We start from the raw sequence: 17978 nt of genomic DNA, 5'->3' as shown, positions 1-17978 counted from the left end.
CATTCCGCTGGACACTGTTCTATCTGTTGGATTATTGCTACCGTGTGCGCATGGACAACTCATCCGTCACCGTCGGCGCAGTGGGTCTGGGCGCGATGGGCCGCCCCATGGCCGACCACCTGCTCGCCGCACACGGCCGTCTCGTCATCCACGCACGCCGCCCCCAGCCGGAGCTGCTGGCCGCCGGGGCCTCCTGGGCGGAGACACCACGCGAGCTCGCCTCCAGAGTAGACGTCCTGCTCATGATGCTGCCGGACCTCCCTCCGTTCGAAGCCATGCTCGACGGCCCCGACGGCCTGCTCTCCGACGCCGGCGACCTGCTCGTCCTCATCGGCTCGACATCGTCTGCACCTGCCGTCCGCACTCTCGCGGAGCGGGTGGGGGCACAGACGGGCGGACGCGTCAGGTTCGTGGACTGCCCGGTCTCGGGTGGCGAAGACGGAGCGATCGCCGGAACCCTCTCGATCATGCTCGGCGGCGATCCGGATGATGCTGCCGTCGCGGCGGGAGTACTCGCTCCGTGCGGCACCCCCGTCCTTCTCGGCCCGCTCGGGGCAGGAGAAGTCGCCAAGGCCTGCAACCAGCTCGTGGTCTCCGCGACGATCATGGCGCTCGGCGAGGCCACCGTGCTCGCCGAGCGATCCGGCCTCGACCTCGACGCGCTGTGGTCGCTCCTGTCGGGTGGATACGCCGGATCGCGGCTGCTCGACAGTCGCCGCGAGAAGCTCGTCACCGGCGACGACTCCCCCAGCGGCATCGCGCAGTACATGGTGAAGGACCTCGGCTTCGCGGCCGACATCGCCGACGCCACCGGAACGTCCCCCGTACTGCTGCCCACTCTGCGGGCGGCCTTCGACGAGCTGGTCGCCGCCGGGCTCGGCGACCGCGACATCGCCGTGTCGCGACGCTTCATCGCCTCTCGTGACACAGGTGGCCACTGACCTCCCGTACAGCGATACGCTGAAACCACCCCTTCTTCACGATCGAGGAGCCTTCTGTGCCCGAAGCATCAGCGAACATCGGAGTCGTCGGACTCGCCGTCATGGGATCGAATCTCGCCCGCAACCTCGCCAGCCGCGAGGGAAACACGGTGGCGATCTTCAACCGCAGCTACGAGAAGACCCAGACTCTCCTCGACGAGCACCCCGAGGCCGGATTCGTCCCCGCCCACACCTACCAGGAGTTCGCGGACTCGCTGCAGAAGCCGCGGACCGCGATCATCATGGTCAAGGCCGGCGGCCCGACCGACGCCGTGATCAACTCGCTGGTCGAGGTGTTCGAGCCGGGCGACATCATCGTCGACGGCGGCAACGCGTACTTCCCCGACACCATCCGCCGGGAGAAGGCGGTCCGCGAGACCGGCATCAACTTCGTCGGCGCCGGCATCTCGGGCGGCGAAGAGGGCGCACTGCTCGGCCCGTCGATCATGCCCGGCGGTTCGGACGAGTCGTGGATCACGCTCGGACCGATCCTGCGTTCGATCGCCGCGATCGCCGAGGGCGAGCCGTGCGTCACGCACGTCGGCCACGACGGCGCGGGCCACTTCGTCAAGATGGTGCACAACGGCATCGAGTACGCCGACATGCAGCTCATCGCCGAGGCCTACGACCTCATCCGCCGCGGCACCGGCAAGTCGCCCGCGGAGATCGCCGAGATCTTCGCCGAGTGGAACAAGGGCGAACTCGAGTCGTACCTGATCGAGATCACCGCCGAGGTGCTCCGCCAGGTGGATGCCGAGACCGGCAAGCCGCTCGTCGACGTGATCCTCGACCAGGCGGGCGCCAAGGGCACCGGGGCCTGGACCGTGCAGACCGCACTGTCGCTCGGCGTCCCCGTCTCCGGCATCGCCGAGGCGACCTTCGCCCGCTCGCTCTCCTCGCACCCCGAGCAGCGTGCCGTCGCCGGCGCCCTTCCCGGGCCCGACGAGGAGTTCACGGTCTCGGCCTCCGACACCGATCAGTTCATCGAGGACGTGCGCCTGGCTCTCTACGCGTCGAAGATCGTCGCCTACTCGCAGGGCTTCGACGAGATCCGCGCGGGTGCGGCCGAGTACGGCTGGAACATCGACCTCGGTGCGATCTCGAAGATCTGGCGCGGCGGCTGCATCATCCGCGCCCAGTTCCTCAACCGCATCGCCGACGCCTACGCCGCGACCCCCGACCTGCCCGTGCTGATGACCGCCCCGTACTTCGCCGAGGCGCTCACCCGTGGCCAGGCCTCGTGGCGCCGCGTCGTCGTGACCGCCGCACAGGCGGGTATCCCGGCTCCGGCGTTCTCTTCGTCGCTGTCGTACTACGACGGCATCCGCGCCGACCGTCTCCCCGCCGCCCTCGTGCAGGGACAGCGCGACTTCTTCGGTGCGCACACCTACAAGCGCATCGACAAGCCGGGCACCTTCCACACGCTGTGGTCGGGCGACCGCACCGAGATCGAGGCCGAAGACACGCACTGACGACTTGCCGTCGAAGGGCCGGGTACCGCGAGGTGCCCGGCCCTTCGTGCGTCACACGACGATGGTCGTGCTCCCCTACTTCGTGATGTCCTGCACCACGCCCTTGGTGAGGCGCAGTCGACGTGTCGCACGTTGCGCCACCGCGGAGTCATGCGTCACCACGATGATGGTGATCCCCTCGGCGCACAGCGATTCGAGCAGCGTCAGGATCTCGTCGCGCATGCTCTCGTCGAGATTTCCGGTCGGCTCATCGGCGAGGAGCACGCGAGGCTTCTTGACGATGGCTCGTGCGATCGCGACGCGCTGCTGCTGGCCTCCGGAGAGTTCGGTGGGCAGATGGTCGCCTCTGTCATCGAGGCCGACGTGGGCGAGAGCTTCGGCGACCCTGGTGCGGCGCTGCGCCTTGTCGACTCCGAGCGGCTCGAGCGCCATGTCGACGTTCTGCGTCGCGGTGAGCGTGGGGATCAGGTTGAACCCCTGGAACACGAACCCGATCTCCTCCGCCCTGATGCGGCCGAGCTCCTTCGCCGACGCCGATGCGAGCTCTCTGCCGTCCAGCAGGAGCGACCCGGTCGACGGGGTGTCGAGTGCACCGAGCAACTGCAGCAGGGTCGACTTCCCTCCTCCGGTCGGGCCCTGGATCGTGACGAACTCGCCGGGCATGATGTCGAGGTCCACGCCCATCAGCGCCTTCACGATGCGCCCCTTCTGGGCGTAGGTCCTGGTGACGCCCGCGACACGATAGAGCGGCTGCTCGTTCTCGGTCCGCGGCGCCGTCTGGTCGAGGTCTGCCATGGTCATGTGCTTCTCCTTCTCGTGGAATGTCGGGTTCAGTCGGTTCTGCTCGTGCGGGCAGCGCTCATGCGACCGAGCGCAGTGCTTCCGCCGGGCTCAGGCGCGCAGCACGCCAGCCGCCGAACGCACCGGCGACCAGACCACCGAGCACCGCGAGGCCGACGGCCGCCACCAGAACCCAGGGTGTGAACGGCGCCTGCAGGACGATGTCTGCGGCCTGCTGGCTCTGGAACATCGCGCCACCGCCGGTGGGGCCGCCGCCCATACCGCCGGGGCCTACGCCCTGACCTGCGCCGCTCGCGGCGACAGTGGGCCTCAGGACATTGATCAGCACGATGCCGGCGATGCCGAGGACGAGGCCGACCGCTCCCCCGATGAGTCCCTGCACCATCGACTCGCCCGCGACCTGACGCACGACCCGGCCATTCGACCAGCCGATCGCCTTGAGCGTTCCGAACTCCCTCGTGCGACGCCCGACGCCGGACAGCGTGAGCAGCACCGAGAGCAGCACAGCGACGGCGAGCACGATGATCGAGAGCCACGTGCCGAGGTTCGTGATCAGCGTGGTCGCGCTGGAGAGGGAACCCGAGACGGTCGAGGCGAGCTCGGACTGCGAGGTCACCGTCGCGTCGGGGAGCTCGTCGGCCAGCGCGGACTGCACCGCGTCGATGGATTCGGCCGAATCAGCCTGCACGTAGACGGTGGAGATGACGTCGTCCACTCCGGCGAGCGTCTGCGCGGTACTCAGCGGCAGATAGACGTTCGCGGCTGTGTCCGCACTGTCCGAGGTCGAGCCGAGGATGCCGACGACCTCGACATCGGAGCCGGCGACATCGATCGTGTCTCCCACCGCGATCTCGTTCGTACCGGCGTAGGTGCTGTCGACGAGGGCGACGAGTGCTTCGGCGTCATCAGCATCGAATCCGCGGCCGTCCGTCACCTCGGCCGACGCGAGCGGACCGACCGAGGTTGCTGCGGGATCGATCCCGAGCACCGAGAAGGAGTCGACTCCGAAGGAGCCTCCGCCGCCGCCCTGTCCGCCCTCCGGTGGCGACTGTCCTTCCTCGGGAGCGGCCGGCTGCTCGCCGTCCTGCTGCGCGAATCCGCCGCTGGGCACCTCGCCGGAGAATGTGGAATTCGTGAGACTCAATGCCCCGGATGCTGCCGCTACGCCGTCCGTGGCGGCGACGGTGTCGAGTACCGACGAGTCGAGAGTGCCGCGCAGGAAGTCGGTCCGCAGCGTGGACTGTGCGAGCGTGGTGGTCTCGCCGTCGCTCTCGCCCGCATCCGCGTCGAAGTCGAAGCGCGGCCCCTCACCCTGGCCGGGCTCGGCGGCCGCGCCCGTCACGGTGAGATCGGTGCCGACCCCGTAGACGGAGGCGAGGGCCTGCGCCTGCGCATCGCGCACTCCTGCGGTGAGGGCGTTGACGACGATCACGAGGGCGATCGCGATCGCCAGCCCGATCGCGACGATCACCGTCTGCTTCTTGCGGCCGGCGAGTTCGCGCCGCAGATATGTTCCGTACATCTCTCTCCTTCCGCCGCGGCCATCGCGGGGCGAGATCGACGTTAGGAATCGCGCATATGCGAGATCGAGGGACCGGTGATGAGAGACCTATGGAGTTGGCCGGTCAACCCGTCTGCACGGCCTGCACGAACGCCCTGGCGCGGATGGCGAGAGCCTCGAGGTCGCCGCCGGGGGTCGCGGCATCGCCGACGAGGGGCCCTCCCACTCCGATGCCGAAGGCGCCTGCGGAGAGGAACTCGCCCACGGTGTCGACGCTCACTCCTCCCACGGGGATGATCCGCGCCTGTGGGAAGGGATCTCGTACGGCGCGGATGAAGCCGGAGCCGAGCGCCGATGCCGGGAACAGCTTCACGGCCGCGCTGCCGAGGTCGTGGCCCCGCTGGATCTCGGTGGGCGTGTAGACGCCCGGAAGCACGCCGATGCCCTGGCTGACCGCATAGGGGACGGAGGCGCTGAGGGCGGGCGTCACCATGAACTGCGCTCCGGCGGCGACCGCCCGATCGACGTCTGCCTCGTCGAGCACCGTGCCGGCGCCGATCAGCGCCCCGGGCGGAGCATCCTGCACCACCTGGGCGATCGCCTCCTCCGCGTCCTGCAGGGTGAGTGCGATCTCGAGGGTGAGCACCCCCGTCTCCAGAAGCGTCCGTGCTGCAGCGATCGTGGCGTCGACGTCGGTCCCGCGGAGGATCGCGACGAGCCGCGTGCTGCGCAGCCGCTCCTGCAGCTGCGCGTTGTCGACGGTGCTCACAGCGCTGCCGCCTCTTCGCCGTCGACGATCGGCGCCCTGCCGCCCCACGGGAAAGCGGGCGCACCGCCGACATCGACCTGCACGCCGAGCAGTGCGCCGTCGGCGTCGGTGGGATCCGTCAGCCCGATGCTGGCCGTCGTGATCACGAGCAGTCGGTCGACGAGTGCCACGGCGGTGGGCCGCTTCGCCGGCAGGACGATCGTCTCGACGAGCTCGCCCGCGGGCGAGTAGCGACGCACCTCGGAGGCATCCCACACCGCGACCCAGAGCATGCCGTCGAGGTCGATCGCCATGCCGTCGGGGTTGCCGCCCTCGACCCGGCACACGGTGCGGCGGTTCGAGAGCTCACCGTCGGGTGCCACGTCGAACGCCTCGATGCTGCGGTGCGGAAGCGTGTCGATGTAATACAGCGTCGAGCCGGTGCGATCGAAGGAGAGGCCGTTGGAGACGGTCACCCCGTCGAGGCGCGCGATCGGCTCCGCGTCTGGGCCGATGCTCCACAGCGTGCAGTGCGGGTCACGGGGCATCGACTGACTGCCCACCCAGAAGCGCCCGGACGGGTCACCGCCGCCGTCGTTCATGTAGTCGCCCGGCCCCGCGATGTCATCCGTGACCGGGGTGACGACCCCGTCGTCACTCACGTGCACCACGCGGCGATCGACGCCGACGAGCCAGCCCGCCCCCGGCTGCGCGAGCGGGACCGGAGCGCCGATCTGCGCACCGACGACCACTGCGTCCACGGGAACGAGCTTCCCCTGCTCGAACCGACCGCGGTGCAGAGACCCGGTGGCCATGTCGATCCAGGCGAGGCTCCCGTCGCGACCGTCCCAACGCGGCGACTCGGCCTGGACATATCGGGCGTCGGAGAGGATCTCGACGGTTCGGGCGGTCTGGGTGTGCGACATCCGGGTCATCCTTCGCTGGTAGCTCGTAACCGTTATGTGGCAGACTATCTCACAATATGCATAACACTTGCGAGAAATGTGGATACACGATGATGAAGCGGGGAAACAGCTGATGGCTCCGACACTCCACGGCTTGATGCCCATCCTGGCAACTCCTTTCGACGAGTCGGGCGCCCTCGACCGCGAAAGCCTGCGTCGACTGGTCGAGTTCCAGCTCGCATCCGGGGTCGACGGCGTCGCCGTCTTCGGCATGGCGAGCGAGGGCTTCGCCCTCACCACCGAGGAGCGGCGCACGATCCTGGACGACGTCGTCCGCGTGGTCGACGGCCGGATCCCCGTGATCGCCGGCGTCAACGGCACCTCCACGGCGACCTCGATCGAGCAGGCACTCCTCGCGGAAGAGGGCGGCGCGAACGCGCTCATGGTGCTGCCGCCGTTCATGGTGAAGCCGCCGGCAGGGACGCTCGTGGACTTCTACGGCGACGTCGCCGACGCCACCTCCCTCTCGGTCATGGTGCAGGATGCCCCCGGCGTCACCGGTGTCGCGATGGCGCCGTCGCTGATCGCCGAGATCGCCCGCCTGGAGGGCGTCGACTCCGTCAAGGTCGAAGCGCCGCCGACCGCCCCCAAGGTCGGCGCCGTCGTCTCGGCGATCGACGACCCGGACTTCGCGGTGCTCGGCGGACAGAACGCGCAGTTCTGCCTGGAGGAGTACGCCAGGGGCGCCGTCGGCACGATGCCGGCCTGCGAGTTCCCCGACCTGCTCGGTCCGGTGCTCGCGCAGTTCGTGGAGGGGCGCGTCGACGAGGCGCGCGCCGAGTTCCGTCGTATGCTCCCTCTCGTGCTCATCGGTCTGCAAGGCGGCATCGCGTGGGCGGTGCACAAGGAGATTCTCGTCGCGCGCGGCATCATCGACCACGCGACCGTGCGCTATCCGGCCTCGCGGCTGGACGCCGGAAGCCGCGCATCGGTCAAGCTCGTGATCGACGAGCTCGCCCTTCCGCCGATCCCCGCCACGGTGCGCGTGTGACCCGCCGCGGCGTGCTGCTGATCGGCGGCAACTCCGACATCGGTCTCGCGATCGCCCGCGCCTTCACCGATGGCGGCGATGCCGTCGTCGGAGTGGGGCTCGAGGAGTCGTCGGATCCGGTCTTCGAGCGGTACCTCGTCGCGGACTGCAGCAGGCCCGAGGCGGCCGACCGCGCCGTCGCCGATGCGGAGCAGGCGCTGGGTCGACTCGACGTCGTCGTGCTCGCGGCCGGCCGCATGCCGATCGCGCGCGCGGAAGCCACGAGCGACGAGGACTGGCGCGGCGCGCTGGGCGCCACTCTCGACTCGGCGTTCTTCGTGGCGAGGGCGGCACTCTCGCGCCTCACGCGGGGCTCGTCGATCGTCGCCGTGACGTCGGTCAACTCGTCGCTCGCAGCCCCCGCCCTGCCGGCCTACGCGGCCGCCAAGGCGGGCGTCGACGGCCTCGTACGACAGCTGGCCCTCGACTACGGCCCCCAGGGCATCCGCGTCAACGCCGTGCAGCCGGGAAGCATCTCAGCGATCGACACCGGCGAGAGCGAGGGCTACCCCCTCGGACGCATCGGCCGGCCGGAGGAAGTGGCCTCAGTCGTCGCGTTCCTCGCCTCCGACGCCGCGTCCTTCATCACCGGAGCGTCGATCCCCGTCGACGGCGGCCTGTCGATCTCATCCCCCGCCGCCTGGCTGAAGCCCGTACTGCGCGACCGCTGGCTCTGAACCGCCGGTTCGCACGATGAAGGCCGCGTCCCCTTGTCGGGACGCGGCCTTCGTCGTGGTTCTTGTACCTCACCGCAGACGTACGAAGCGCGTGAATGGCCGCATCCCCGGAGGGAACACGGCCATTCACGCGATTCGAAGCAGGCGACAGGTCAGGAGTTGGCGTCGAGCAGCCCCTGCACTTCCTTCTTCAGGGCGTTGAGGCCGGCCTGCGCCTCGACCTGACCGGCGAGGATCGTCGCGACACCAGCGCCGATGGCGGCGTCGATCTGGGCCGTGACGGCGACGCGGTCCCATGCGGCCCCGCGAGCGTGCTCGGAGACCTCGGTGCGGAACGCGCCCTGGAACTTGTCGGCCGCGAGAGCGGGGATCTTGTCGGCCACGGTCTTGGCGGCAGGAGCGACCGCCGAGTTCTCGTACAGCGCGGTCGCCGCCTCGACGTTGGTCGCCGCGTAGAGGATGAAGTCACGGCTCGTGAGCTCGCCCTCGCCAGCCGTCGCGAAGACACCGCTGCCCCAGGCCCGGTTGAACGATTCCTTGCCACCGGCGGTCGGGCGCGAGATGGCACCGATGTTGTCGATGATGTCCTGCGCCGCGCCGTTCGTCTTGACGAAGGTCGACGCGAGCGGTGCGTCGTCGTACAGGGCTGCCCTGCCACTCGCGAACAGGATGCGGGCATCGCTGCGCGCCACGTTCGTCTGCGTGAGGCCGGCATCCTGCAGCGACTTGTACCAGGTGACGGCCTTGACGCTCTCGGCGTCTCCCAGTGTGCACTTCAGGTCGTCGGTGACGACCTCGCTGCCGAAGCCCCACATCCACGGCACGGCGTCCTTGAGGTCCGGGTTCTTGGTGACCGCCGCGTACGGGATCAGCGAGGAGTCCTGCTTCTTGATCTTCTCGAGCGCGGTGGCGAACTGCTCCACGGTCATGCCCGACTTGATGCCGACGCTCTTCGCGATCTCGCCGTTGGTGATGATGCCGATGCCGGCAGCCGTCAGCGGCAGCACGAGCAGCTTGCCGTCCATCGTGTAGGAGTCGAGCACACCCTGCGGGATGCCCAGCCCCTTGGCGAGGTCGGTGAGGTCTGCGAGCACGTTCATCGGGGTGAGCACCTGCCACCCGCCGGACTGACCGACACCCATGAGGTTGCCGGAGCGTCCGGTCAGGGCCAGCTGCGTGGCTGCCTGGTCGTACGGGTAGATGACCGGGGCGACCTTGACGCCCTCCTGCTTCGAGAAGCCGTCGAGGATCCCCTGCCACGCCGACTTCAGGGCCTCCTCGCCGAGCGAGTTGCCGTAGAAGTTGATGGTCTTGGCCTTGGTCGCGGCTGCTGCCGTGGCACCGGCGCCGGTGCCGGGGGCAGCGGGCGTCGCACAGCCGGCGAGCGCGAGCGCTCCGAACGCGGCGAGGACAGTACCGCCTCCGAGGAAGGCTCGGCGGCTCAGCTGCGAGTTCGAGATGTTCATGAGGAGTGCTCCTTCGGGATGAGGGGGACGAGCTGTTCGGGACGCATGACTACCCCTTGACCGCTCCGGCCGCGAGGCCGGAGACGAAGTAGCGCTGCAGGAGGACGAAGATGATGACGAGCGGGAGGGAGGTGATGAGCGATGCCGCCATCAGCGCCGGCCAGTCGGCCGTGCCTTCTCGGATGAACGCCTGGGTCAGTCCCGCCGGAAGCGTCTGCTTGTCGGGGCCGGCGAGCGTGAGCGCGAAGAGGAGATCGCTCCAGCCGCGCATGAAGGCGAACATGCCCGCGGTGATGAGACCGGGGACCACGAGCGGGAACACGATGCGGAAGATCGTCCCGGTGCGCGAGAGTCCGTCCACCTTCGCAGCCTCGAGGATGTCATCGGGCAGGGCGTCGATGATGCCCTTCAGCAGGAACACTGCGAGCGGCAGCGTGAAAGTCGTGAACGAGATGATCAGCGCCGTGTAGGTGTAGAGCAGTCCGGCGGAGCTCAGCATCAGGTACAGCGAGATGAGCAGCAGGGCACCGGGGATCAGCTGTCCGATGAGGAACATGAACATGATGGCGTTGCGTCCGCGGTAGCGGAACTTCGAGAGCGAGTACGCCATCAGACCGCCGACCAGGACCGCGAGCAGGGCGGTGCCGGTGGAGACGATGATGCTGTTCAGGAGGTTCTTCAGCAGCAGGTCGTTCTGGAAGAAGCCGACGAAGTTCTCGATCGTCGGATTGACCGGGAAGAACGGACGATCCGCGGAGAAGACGTCTTCCTTCCTCGTGAACGCGGTCGCCGTGAGCCAGTAGACCGGCAGCAGGCCGAACAGGGCCAGCAGCAGGAGCAGGACGCGTCCCGGGATGGACAGGTGGGGGCGGATGATCGACTCCCCGACATCACGACTACGGCGCATCACTTCTCCAGCCGACGGTTGAGGAACAGGTATCCGCTCGTGATGATCGCGAGCAGGACGAGCCAGAGGGCACCCATCGCGGAAGCCTTGCCGAGTTCGTAGCTGCCGAACGCGAGATCGTAGAGGCTGACCGCGAGCGTCGTCGTCGAGTTGCCCGGCCCGCCGCCGGTCATCACGAAGATCGTGTCGAAGTTGCCGAAGTTGTAGATGAACTCCAGCACCGCGACGAGGGTGACCGGGCCGGCGATGTGCGGCAGCGAGATGTGACGGAACCGCTGCGCGCGGGTTGCTCCGTCGATCGTGGCGGCCTCGATCTGCTCGCTCGGCAGCGTCTGGAGCACGGCGAGGGCGACGACCATGATCCACGGGAACGAGTGCCAGGTCTTGGCGATGACGACGGCCGCCATGGCACCGGTGGGGGTGCCGAGCATGCTGATCTCGGGCAGTCCGAACGTTGTGAGGACGTGGTTGACGACGCCGTAGCTGTCATTGAAGATCCACGCCCAGAGGAAGGAGACGACGACGCCGGGCAGCAGCCACGGGAGCATCAGAGCACCGCGCAGGATGTTGCGACCACGCATGCGGGCGTTCAGCAGCAACGCGAGTGCCACACCGAGCACGAGGGGGAAGACCGTCGCGAGCGAGGCGAACACGAGAGTCGTGCCGAGTCGGGCGAAGAACTCCTCCCAGACGGCCGCATAGTTGTCGAGGCCGACGAAGGTGCGCTCCGGGCGTAGCAGCGACTGATCGAAGAGGCTCGTGAAGATGCTCGACACGAGGGGGAAGATCGCGATCACGAGGAACAGGAGGACCGCGGGAAGTGCGATCATGAATCCGAAGGTGCGATCCTTCGCGCCGAGCGTGGAGCGTCGCCCTGAGCGTGGCTCGACGGCCTTCTGCTCGCTCTCGGCGGGCCGCTCGAGTATGGCTTGTTGCATTGCAGTCACTTTCCCGTAGAGACGACCCCGCGTGGGGCCCTGCGCATCGTCGTCACAGTCGTCGACGTCGACGTGGGGCTATTCAACCACAATGCGGATGCGAAATCCACAAAATGCATAAGACACCCACATTTGTGTTGCTCGAAGCCATTTCACTGAATAGGATGACTGGCAGCGGCGACCAGCCGCAGCGTCGCATCCGCGGCGGCAGTACTGAGGAGGAGTGACCATGGCATCGGAATCGGTGGGCGGCACCCAGACCGTCGAACGAGCGATGTCGTTGCTCGCATGCTTCACCGAAGAGGCGGGTGAGCTCAGGGTCTCCGAACTCTGCACCCTCACCGGGCTCGGCCAGTCCACCGTCTCGCGCATGATGTCGGCGCTCGACCGCATGAGGTTCGTGGTGCAGGACGCCCGCACCGGGCTCTACCGCCTCGGCCCCGCTGCCGTGGCGCTCGGCACGATCGCCCTCAACGGCTCGCCCATCTTCCGCGCCTCGCGGCAGATCGCGCAGAACCTCGCCCGCAAGATCGAGATCGGCGTGAACGTCGCCGAGCTCAGCGGCTTCACCTTCACCTACCTCTGCAACTTCGAGGGTGCGCTCGCGCCCAAGTCGTTCGCGATGGCAGGGCGCACCGGTCCGCTGCATGCGACCGGGATCGGCAAGGCACTGCTCTCCGGTATGACCGACGAGCAGGTGGACGAGTACTTCGCGCAGACGCCCCAGCGCTTCACCCCGCACACGATCGTCGACCGCGCCGCGATGCAGATCGCCCTCGACGAGTCGCGCAGCCGCGGCTATGCGACCGAGATCGAGGAGCTCGCATTCGGCCGTGCGTGCATCGCCGCCCCCATCCGCAATCGCGCGGGAGAGATCGTCGCCGGCCTCTCGGCCAGCGGGCCTCTCTCGGTGCTGGATCTGCACGCCTCTCACCAGGAACTCGCCCTGCAGCTGATCGAGGCCGCCGACGAGATCTCCGTCGCCCTCGGGTACAGCCCCTCCCGCACCGCATCGGCGTTCGCGGCGCTCTGATCCCCGCCGCGACGCCTCGCGACCCTCTGACCCCCTGACCGCGGCACCCCGCCGCCGGCCGCTCGACCATCGATGTCTTTGGAGACCCCTGTGAAGATCACGCGCGTCCAGACCTTCCCGCTGTACCTCTCGAAGGAGGAGGCGAACAACTCCTATGCAGGCGACACCGCGGTCGACCACCGCGGATACGTGATCCGACCGCCGTGGCGGAGCCTGTACTCCCCCGGCTACGAGACGCTGCTCGTGAAGATCGAGACCGATGAGGGCCTCGTCGGCTGGGGCGAAGCCCTCGCTCCGGTCGCGCCGGTCGTTGCCGCCGCGATCGTCGACAACCTGCTCACCCCGCTCATCATCGGCGAGGATCCGCGCTCGGTGCGCACGCTCTGGCACCGCATGACCGAGTCGATGCGTGAGCGCGGACACCTCACCGGCCACCAGGCCGACGCCATGGCGGCCGTCGACATCGCCCTGTGGGACCTCTGGGGTCACGCCACCGGCCTCTCGGTCTCCGAGCTCGCCGGCGGACGCTTCCACGAGGTGCTGCCGACCTACGTCTCGGGGATCCGCGGCGTGGATGACGTCGAGCGCGCCGAGAAGACAGCCGAGCTCGTCGAAGGCGGTGTGCGCCGCATCAAGCTGCACCTCGGCGTCGACATCCGCACCGACCTCGCCACCTACGACGCGGTCCGGGGAGTGCACCCCGACCTCGACGTCGCGCTCGACGCGCATTGGACCTACCAGCTCGGCGAGGCACGCACTCTCGGCCGCGAGCTCGACGAACGGAAGGCGTGGTTCTTCGAGGCGCCGCTGGCTCCCGAAGACGTCGAGGGGCACCGTGACCTCGCGACCGCGCTCGCCACCCCGATCGCGGTGGGCGAGGCGATGCGCAGCCGCTTCGAGTTCACCGACTGGCTCACCCGTCGCGCTGTCGGACTCACGCAGCCCGACATCGGCCGCACCGGCATCACCGAGGGCCTCGCGATCGCGGCGGTCGCCGACGCATTCCACGTGCAGGTCGCCCCTCACCACTCGGCAGCCTTCGGCATCGCGATGGCTGCCGGCGTGCACGTCGCGGCGAGCGCCGCCTCGCTCCTCGCGTTCGAGTACCAGCCGTTCACTCTCCCGGTCGCCAACCGCCTGCTCACGACACCGCTCGAGGTGCGTGCCGACGGCGGGTTCATCGTCCCGACCGGACCCGGGCTCGGCGTCACGGTCGACGAGGACGCGATCAAGGAGTACGTCCGGCACTGACGCCTCCTCTCGTCTCGACCACGAACGGGTGGGTGGGACCGGATTCCTTCCGGTTCCCCCCACCCGTTCGTCGTCGGTGTCGCGGGTCGTGTCAGTCGCCGACGCGGACGAACTGCGCGGCGCTGACACGGTGGATGCTCGTGTTGCGCACCTCGAGCCGCACGGTTCCGGTGGCATCGGCGCCGTAGCGGAAGGTACCGAGCGAGCGCCAGGCCGCGGCCCCCTCCGTCTGGTTCACGATCACCTCTGTGCTGCCGCTCTGATGCCCGACGATGTACGCAGCAGAGGTCGTCGTGGTGGCGTTCGTCGGATACCAGACCGAGACGCGATACAGCCCCGCCTGCGGCAGGTGCGCGTTCCAGGTCACCGTGCTGCCCACCGAGTCGGAGTCGCTGTAGCGGGTGCGCGTGCCGTTCCATCCGGACAACCCGCTGGGGTACCAGTTGCCGGCCTCGAGGTAGCCGGGCCACGGAGACTGGGTGTGCGCGATCACACCTTCATCAGCGATCCGCACGAGCACTCCGCGACGCAGGGTCTGATCCAACCGCGCCTCGAACCGAGTCGAAGTGCCTGGCGCGACGCCCGATCCGGCGGTCACCGTCCAGGTGTGGGTCAGGTCCGACCTCGGCGGCACCGTGATGGTGGTGCTCTGCTGCCCGACGCTCCACCCGGTGAGCCCGTAGAGCGCGAGGGTTCCCTGCAGTGGGGTCACCCCGGTGTTGATGACCAGAGCGGTCAGCTTGGCGACCGCTCCTGGCCCGCTGACGATCTCGACGTCGGATGTCAGCGACACCAGCCGGCGCCGGTCGATCACCTCGATCGCGGCGGGCCGCAGCGTCACAGGGTCCTCTCCCGCGATCGACAGCTTCGCCTTGACCTCGACCTCGCCGAGCGCTGCTGCTGCCGCGATCACGACCGCGGACTCGACCCGCGCCGAACCCTGTGCCGGCACGGAGATCGAAGGGACGGTGCCCTCCAGCTGCCAGCCCGACGGCAGGGTCACCGCCACGGTTCCGGTGATCGGGTCGTCGGTCGCGTTGCGCACCTCGATGATCAGCGGGACGCGGTCGCCCGCGGTTCCGGTCGCCTGTGCGATGACGTCGCCCGCGAGCCCCGGGTTCGCGCCGCTGATCCGTCCGGGAAGCTGCAGCGTGACCTCGGGCGTCGTCGATCCTCCCGAGGTGATCGTGTATCTGAAGGTCTTGGTGAGGTCGTCGACCGGGATCGTCCACTCGAACGGATACGCCTTCTGCGGAGCCTGCTGCACGGACTGTGTGCCGATGCGGTACGACAGCGTGGCCTGCTGCTCCGTGTCGATCTGCACATAGGCGTCGTACCCCTGCCGGTCTGGACGCACGAGGAGCATTCCCCGCGCGACGCCGTACTCGGTCGCAGGATCGGAGTCGATCTCGTGGAAGCTGTCGCGACCGTGGTCGGCGATGTCGTCGAGCGGCAGCCCCGGCCGCTGTACCTCGACGTTGCGCACGACGAGGGCCATCAGTCCGCGGGCTGGCACCGTGACAGTGACCCGGCCGCTCTGGGCAGCCGTTGTCGAACGTGCGCCGTTCGAGGCGACCAGCTCGACCGCGGTCGAGGAGCTGCGGGGCAGCCCGGTCAGATCTGTGGCGAGATCGACGACCACCTGCTGCGCAGTACCGGCGGAGTTGGTGAGACTCAGGTACAGGGCCCCGTTGCCGACGCCGCCGATCCAGTTGATCAGCGGGTTGTCGAGCGTGACCAGCCCCTCCGGGAGATACGGCCACACGCCGGCCTCGCCGAAGAAGGTTCCTGGCGCGTGCCCGTAGGCGAAGAACTTGAAGTACGCGAAGTCCGCCTCGAACACGTGCGGGAACTCGATGGCGCCGCCGCTTCGATAGAAGCTCTCGCTGATCAGGTAGTCCATCGCGAGGCCGAGCTGGGCCGGCGCGTGATGGAAGTAGTACCCGGTGATCCCCACCGGACCACTCGTCGCGAAGTCGGGCTTCATGTGCGCGACCTGGAACTGACGTCCGTAGTAGCCGGGGTAGGTCGTGAAGCGGCCGATCACCATGTTGTGCGCGATGTCGGCGAGCAGTTCGTCTCCGGTGTGATGAGCCAGCCGCAGCAGGGCCCCCGCCCAGCACGGGTTGAACACGTACCCGCCGCCGGGATTCGTGAGCGTGCTGGTGCCGAGCTTGAACGACGACAGCGCCTCGAACGTCAAGCCGGAGGGTGAGACGTACCACGCCGGAACCGTCTCGGCGGGGACGTTCGTCGTCGGGTACGACGGAAGCGAGGAGCGCGACTCCCAGTCGTACTGCTGCTTGATCACGGACCCGACAGGCACGGTGACGTTCGTGTCGGGGACCGGACGCACCGCGGTCTGCGTGATGAAGCGCTGCACCTCGCGGTAGGCCCCGTCGAGGAACTCGGCCTCGCCCGTCGCCTCGAACATCTCCAACAGGTCGACCCAGTACTTCGAGAAGCTGTAGGCGAATCCGCCGGGCGGCTGCCCGTTGCTGCGATACGGGGTGAGGATCTGCTCCTGCGAGTAGCGCCGGGCGATCAGCGTTGCCTCCGCGAGATAGGCCGGATCCCCGGTGACGCGATAGGTCGCCAGCGCGTTCGAGAACGGCGCCCTGCTCTGGCCGACGACACCGGCCTTGGTCGCCTGCACCGCGAGCCGCTGGATGCCGGCGTTGCGGCCGTGGGTGAGCTGGTACAGCGATGCGAGGTTCACGGCATCGGTGGGGATCCTCCCGATCCGGTACTGCGTCGTGTCGTTGTAGACCGGGCTGCCGATCATCGGGGAGTGCCCGATCCCCTTGCGGGAGAGCTGATACTCCACGAGCGGCCGCGCACGGCGGTCGTAGAGGGTGCTGTCGGCAGTACCGGTCAGGTAGTGCGCCGCGAGCACCACACCACTGGCTGCGGCACGGACGGCATCCTCGTTCTCCACGTCGACGAAGCCCTTGGCGCGGTTCCACCACCCCGAGTAGGACGGGATGTAGTCGACCGAGTCGTCTCCGCTCGGCTCCACGGCGATCAGCGCCGTCATCGCGTGCACGGCATCCGTCAGCGAGCGGTCGTAGACGTTGTGGCGGTAGGCGGTCAGGCCGTACTCGTTCCGGCACAACTGCGTGTAGGTGCCGTACAGGGTGTCGGCGCGGGACGCGATCCCGAACGCGAAGCCGCGCTGCTCGCCGACCGCCATCGCCGTGCGCAACCCCGGCTGCGGCGAGTACATCGACGGCACGATGTCGAGGCTGTCGTTGCGCAAGCTCATCCCGTAGGGCTGCCGGTCCGACATCAGCTGTCGCTCGTGCACGAACTCGGCCACCTCGGCCGGCAGGTAGACCCCCGAGGTCACGGCGACATCTCCCACGGAGTACTGGGTCAGCGCCATCGGCGCGAAGAGCTCCCACGCACCCAGGGGCGCCGAGCCGTCGAGCACCGAGAGCGCATGCTGATACGAGCCGCACAGCACCTCGTCGAGATCGTCGATCGATCTGGCGTCCTGGCTCTGATAGCCGACGATGTAGTCGCCGGCGGTCTTCGCCGTGAGCACGTAGTGCGCCTCCGGGTTGGCCCCTTCCAGCCGCCACCGCACGACGAGGTCGAAATCGTCCGTACTCGTGGTCAGCTCGATCGCCTGCGGACCGAGCAGCTGATAGGACGTGAATCCGAGCCAGCTCGGAGTCAACGGGCCGTAGAGCTCGGGCGCACTCCCCGCCGGCAGCGTCCCCTCCAGCACGAGCCACTGCTCGTCGAAGCGGTGGGCGGCGTCGGTGATCTGCAGCCAGCCGCCGTTGTGCTTGACCTCCAGGTCGCGCACGATGCTCGCGCCGCCGTCCCAGGTCGCCTGGAAGAACGTCATCCGATGGTTCTGTCCGACCAGTTGGGCGACCTGAGTGAAGGCCAGGTTGGGCTTGTCCAGGCGACGGAGCGCATCCGCATAGGCGCCACCGGTCGTCGTGAGCTCCGTAGCCGCGGCAGGAGCGAGCCCGGATTGCGATCCGAGCACCGGGGGAAGCACCCCGGCGATCACCAGCATGCGCAGCACGGAGCGGCGGCTCCACAGCAGGGGGTTCTCTTCGGCTCCATTGCCAGCTATTGAATCCATGATCCACATACTGCAATTCATATGCGATCATGTCAATGGATCCGCCTCACCGGCCCCCGACGCCGCTCCCCCGCGCTGCGCCGGTAGCGTCGACGGGCAGACCCTTT

Annotated in this window: 14 protein-coding genes; 6 read left to right on the top strand and 8 right to left on the bottom strand. The window is 68.4% G+C overall.

Annotation, left to right across the window (positions count from 1 at the left end):
- Positions 1-50: 50 nt before the first annotated feature.
- Both CQ040_RS13070 and gndA read left to right on the top strand, forming a co-directional pair.
- Positions 51-941 carry an NAD(P)-dependent oxidoreductase gene (locus tag CQ040_RS13070; protein WP_105526794.1) on the top strand — a complete coding sequence of 297 codons (891 nt, stop codon included), beginning with the start codon at positions 51-53 and terminating at the stop codon, positions 939-941.
- A gap of 56 nt (positions 942-997) precedes the next feature.
- Positions 998-2452: an NADP-dependent phosphogluconate dehydrogenase gene (gene gndA / locus CQ040_RS13065; RefSeq protein WP_028503482.1), complete on the top strand. Its 1455-nt coding sequence runs from the start codon at positions 998-1000 to the stop codon at positions 2450-2452.
- Positions 2453-2527: 75 nt separating this feature from the next.
- Here the strand turns inward: gndA and CQ040_RS13060 are convergent, their stop codons facing one another.
- The 4 genes from CQ040_RS13060 to CQ040_RS13045 all read right to left on the bottom strand — a co-directional run bounded on the left by CQ040_RS13060 (position 2528) and on the right by CQ040_RS13045 (position 6428).
- Positions 2528-3253 (bottom strand): ABC transporter ATP-binding protein, encoded by a 726-nt coding sequence (locus CQ040_RS13060; protein WP_258131320.1) that lies wholly within the window; start codon positions 3251-3253, stop codon positions 2528-2530.
- A 58-nt stretch (positions 3254-3311) separates the two neighbouring features.
- Positions 3312-4775 (bottom strand): ABC transporter permease, encoded by a 1464-nt coding sequence (locus tag CQ040_RS13055; RefSeq protein ID WP_105526793.1) that lies wholly within the window; start codon positions 4773-4775, stop codon positions 3312-3314.
- A gap of 103 nt (positions 4776-4878) precedes the next feature.
- Complete coding sequence (locus CQ040_RS13050; RefSeq protein WP_181156921.1) at positions 4879-5523, bottom strand: bifunctional 4-hydroxy-2-oxoglutarate aldolase/2-dehydro-3-deoxy-phosphogluconate aldolase; 645 nt, start codon at positions 5521-5523, stop codon at positions 4879-4881.
- The gene (locus CQ040_RS13045; protein ID WP_181156920.1) at positions 5520-6428 is read right to left on the bottom strand and encodes an SMP-30/gluconolactonase/LRE family protein; all 909 of its coding nucleotides are present in this window, start codon (positions 6426-6428) and stop codon (positions 5520-5522) included. Before CQ040_RS13045 ends, CQ040_RS13050 begins: the two co-directional genes overlap by 4 nt.
- Before the next feature lie 112 nt (positions 6429-6540).
- Here CQ040_RS13045 and CQ040_RS13040 point away from each other — a divergent pair, with 112 nt between their 5' ends.
- Both CQ040_RS13040 and CQ040_RS13035 read left to right on the top strand, forming a co-directional pair.
- Positions 6541-7458, top strand: coding sequence for a dihydrodipicolinate synthase family protein (locus CQ040_RS13040; protein ID WP_105526791.1), 918 nt, complete (start codon positions 6541-6543; stop codon positions 7456-7458).
- Positions 7455-8174 carry an SDR family NAD(P)-dependent oxidoreductase gene (locus CQ040_RS13035; RefSeq protein WP_105526790.1) on the top strand — a complete coding sequence of 240 codons (720 nt, stop codon included), beginning with the start codon at positions 7455-7457 and terminating at the stop codon, positions 8172-8174. Before CQ040_RS13040 ends, CQ040_RS13035 begins: the two co-directional genes overlap by 4 nt.
- A gap of 152 nt (positions 8175-8326) precedes the next feature.
- Here CQ040_RS13035 and CQ040_RS13030 read toward each other — a convergent pair whose 3' ends face one another.
- Genes CQ040_RS13030 through CQ040_RS13020 form a run of 3 tightly spaced genes read right to left on the bottom strand, consistent with a single transcriptional unit; the run spans position 8327 to position 11485 of the window.
- Positions 8327-9640, bottom strand: a complete 1314-nt coding sequence (locus tag CQ040_RS13030) for a hypothetical protein (protein ID WP_105526789.1) — start codon at positions 9638-9640, stop codon at positions 8327-8329.
- Positions 9641-9689: 49 nt separating this feature from the next.
- A complete protein-coding gene (locus CQ040_RS13025; RefSeq protein ID WP_105526788.1) occupies positions 9690-10547 on the bottom strand; it encodes a carbohydrate ABC transporter permease in 858 nt (285 codons plus the stop codon).
- Positions 10547-11485 (bottom strand): carbohydrate ABC transporter permease, encoded by a 939-nt coding sequence (locus CQ040_RS13020; protein ID WP_105526787.1) that lies wholly within the window; start codon positions 11483-11485, stop codon positions 10547-10549. Before CQ040_RS13020 ends, CQ040_RS13025 begins: the two co-directional genes overlap by 1 nt.
- 229 nt (positions 11486-11714) lie before the next feature.
- Between CQ040_RS13020 and CQ040_RS13015 the strand changes: the two genes are divergently transcribed.
- Together CQ040_RS13015 and CQ040_RS13010 are read left to right on the top strand one after the other, a co-directional pair.
- Complete coding sequence (locus CQ040_RS13015; RefSeq protein WP_105526786.1) at positions 11715-12518, top strand: IclR family transcriptional regulator; 804 nt, start codon at positions 11715-11717, stop codon at positions 12516-12518.
- Between the two features lie 90 nt (positions 12519-12608).
- Positions 12609-13769, top strand: coding sequence for a mandelate racemase/muconate lactonizing enzyme family protein (locus CQ040_RS13010; protein WP_105526785.1), 1161 nt, complete (start codon positions 12609-12611; stop codon positions 13767-13769).
- 91 nt (positions 13770-13860) lie between these two features.
- Here CQ040_RS13010 and CQ040_RS13005 read toward each other — a convergent pair whose 3' ends face one another.
- Positions 13861-17871 carry an NEW3 domain-containing protein gene (locus CQ040_RS13005; RefSeq protein WP_146113885.1) on the bottom strand — a complete coding sequence of 1337 codons (4011 nt, stop codon included), beginning with the start codon at positions 17869-17871 and terminating at the stop codon, positions 13861-13863.
- Positions 17872-17978 lie beyond the last annotated feature (107 nt).

The organism is Microbacterium sp. MYb54 (genome assembly GCF_002979515.1).
Classification (GTDB): Bacteria; Actinomycetota; Actinomycetes; order Actinomycetales; family Microbacteriaceae; genus Microbacterium.
This window is presented reverse-complemented; position numbering and strand designations above follow the sequence as displayed.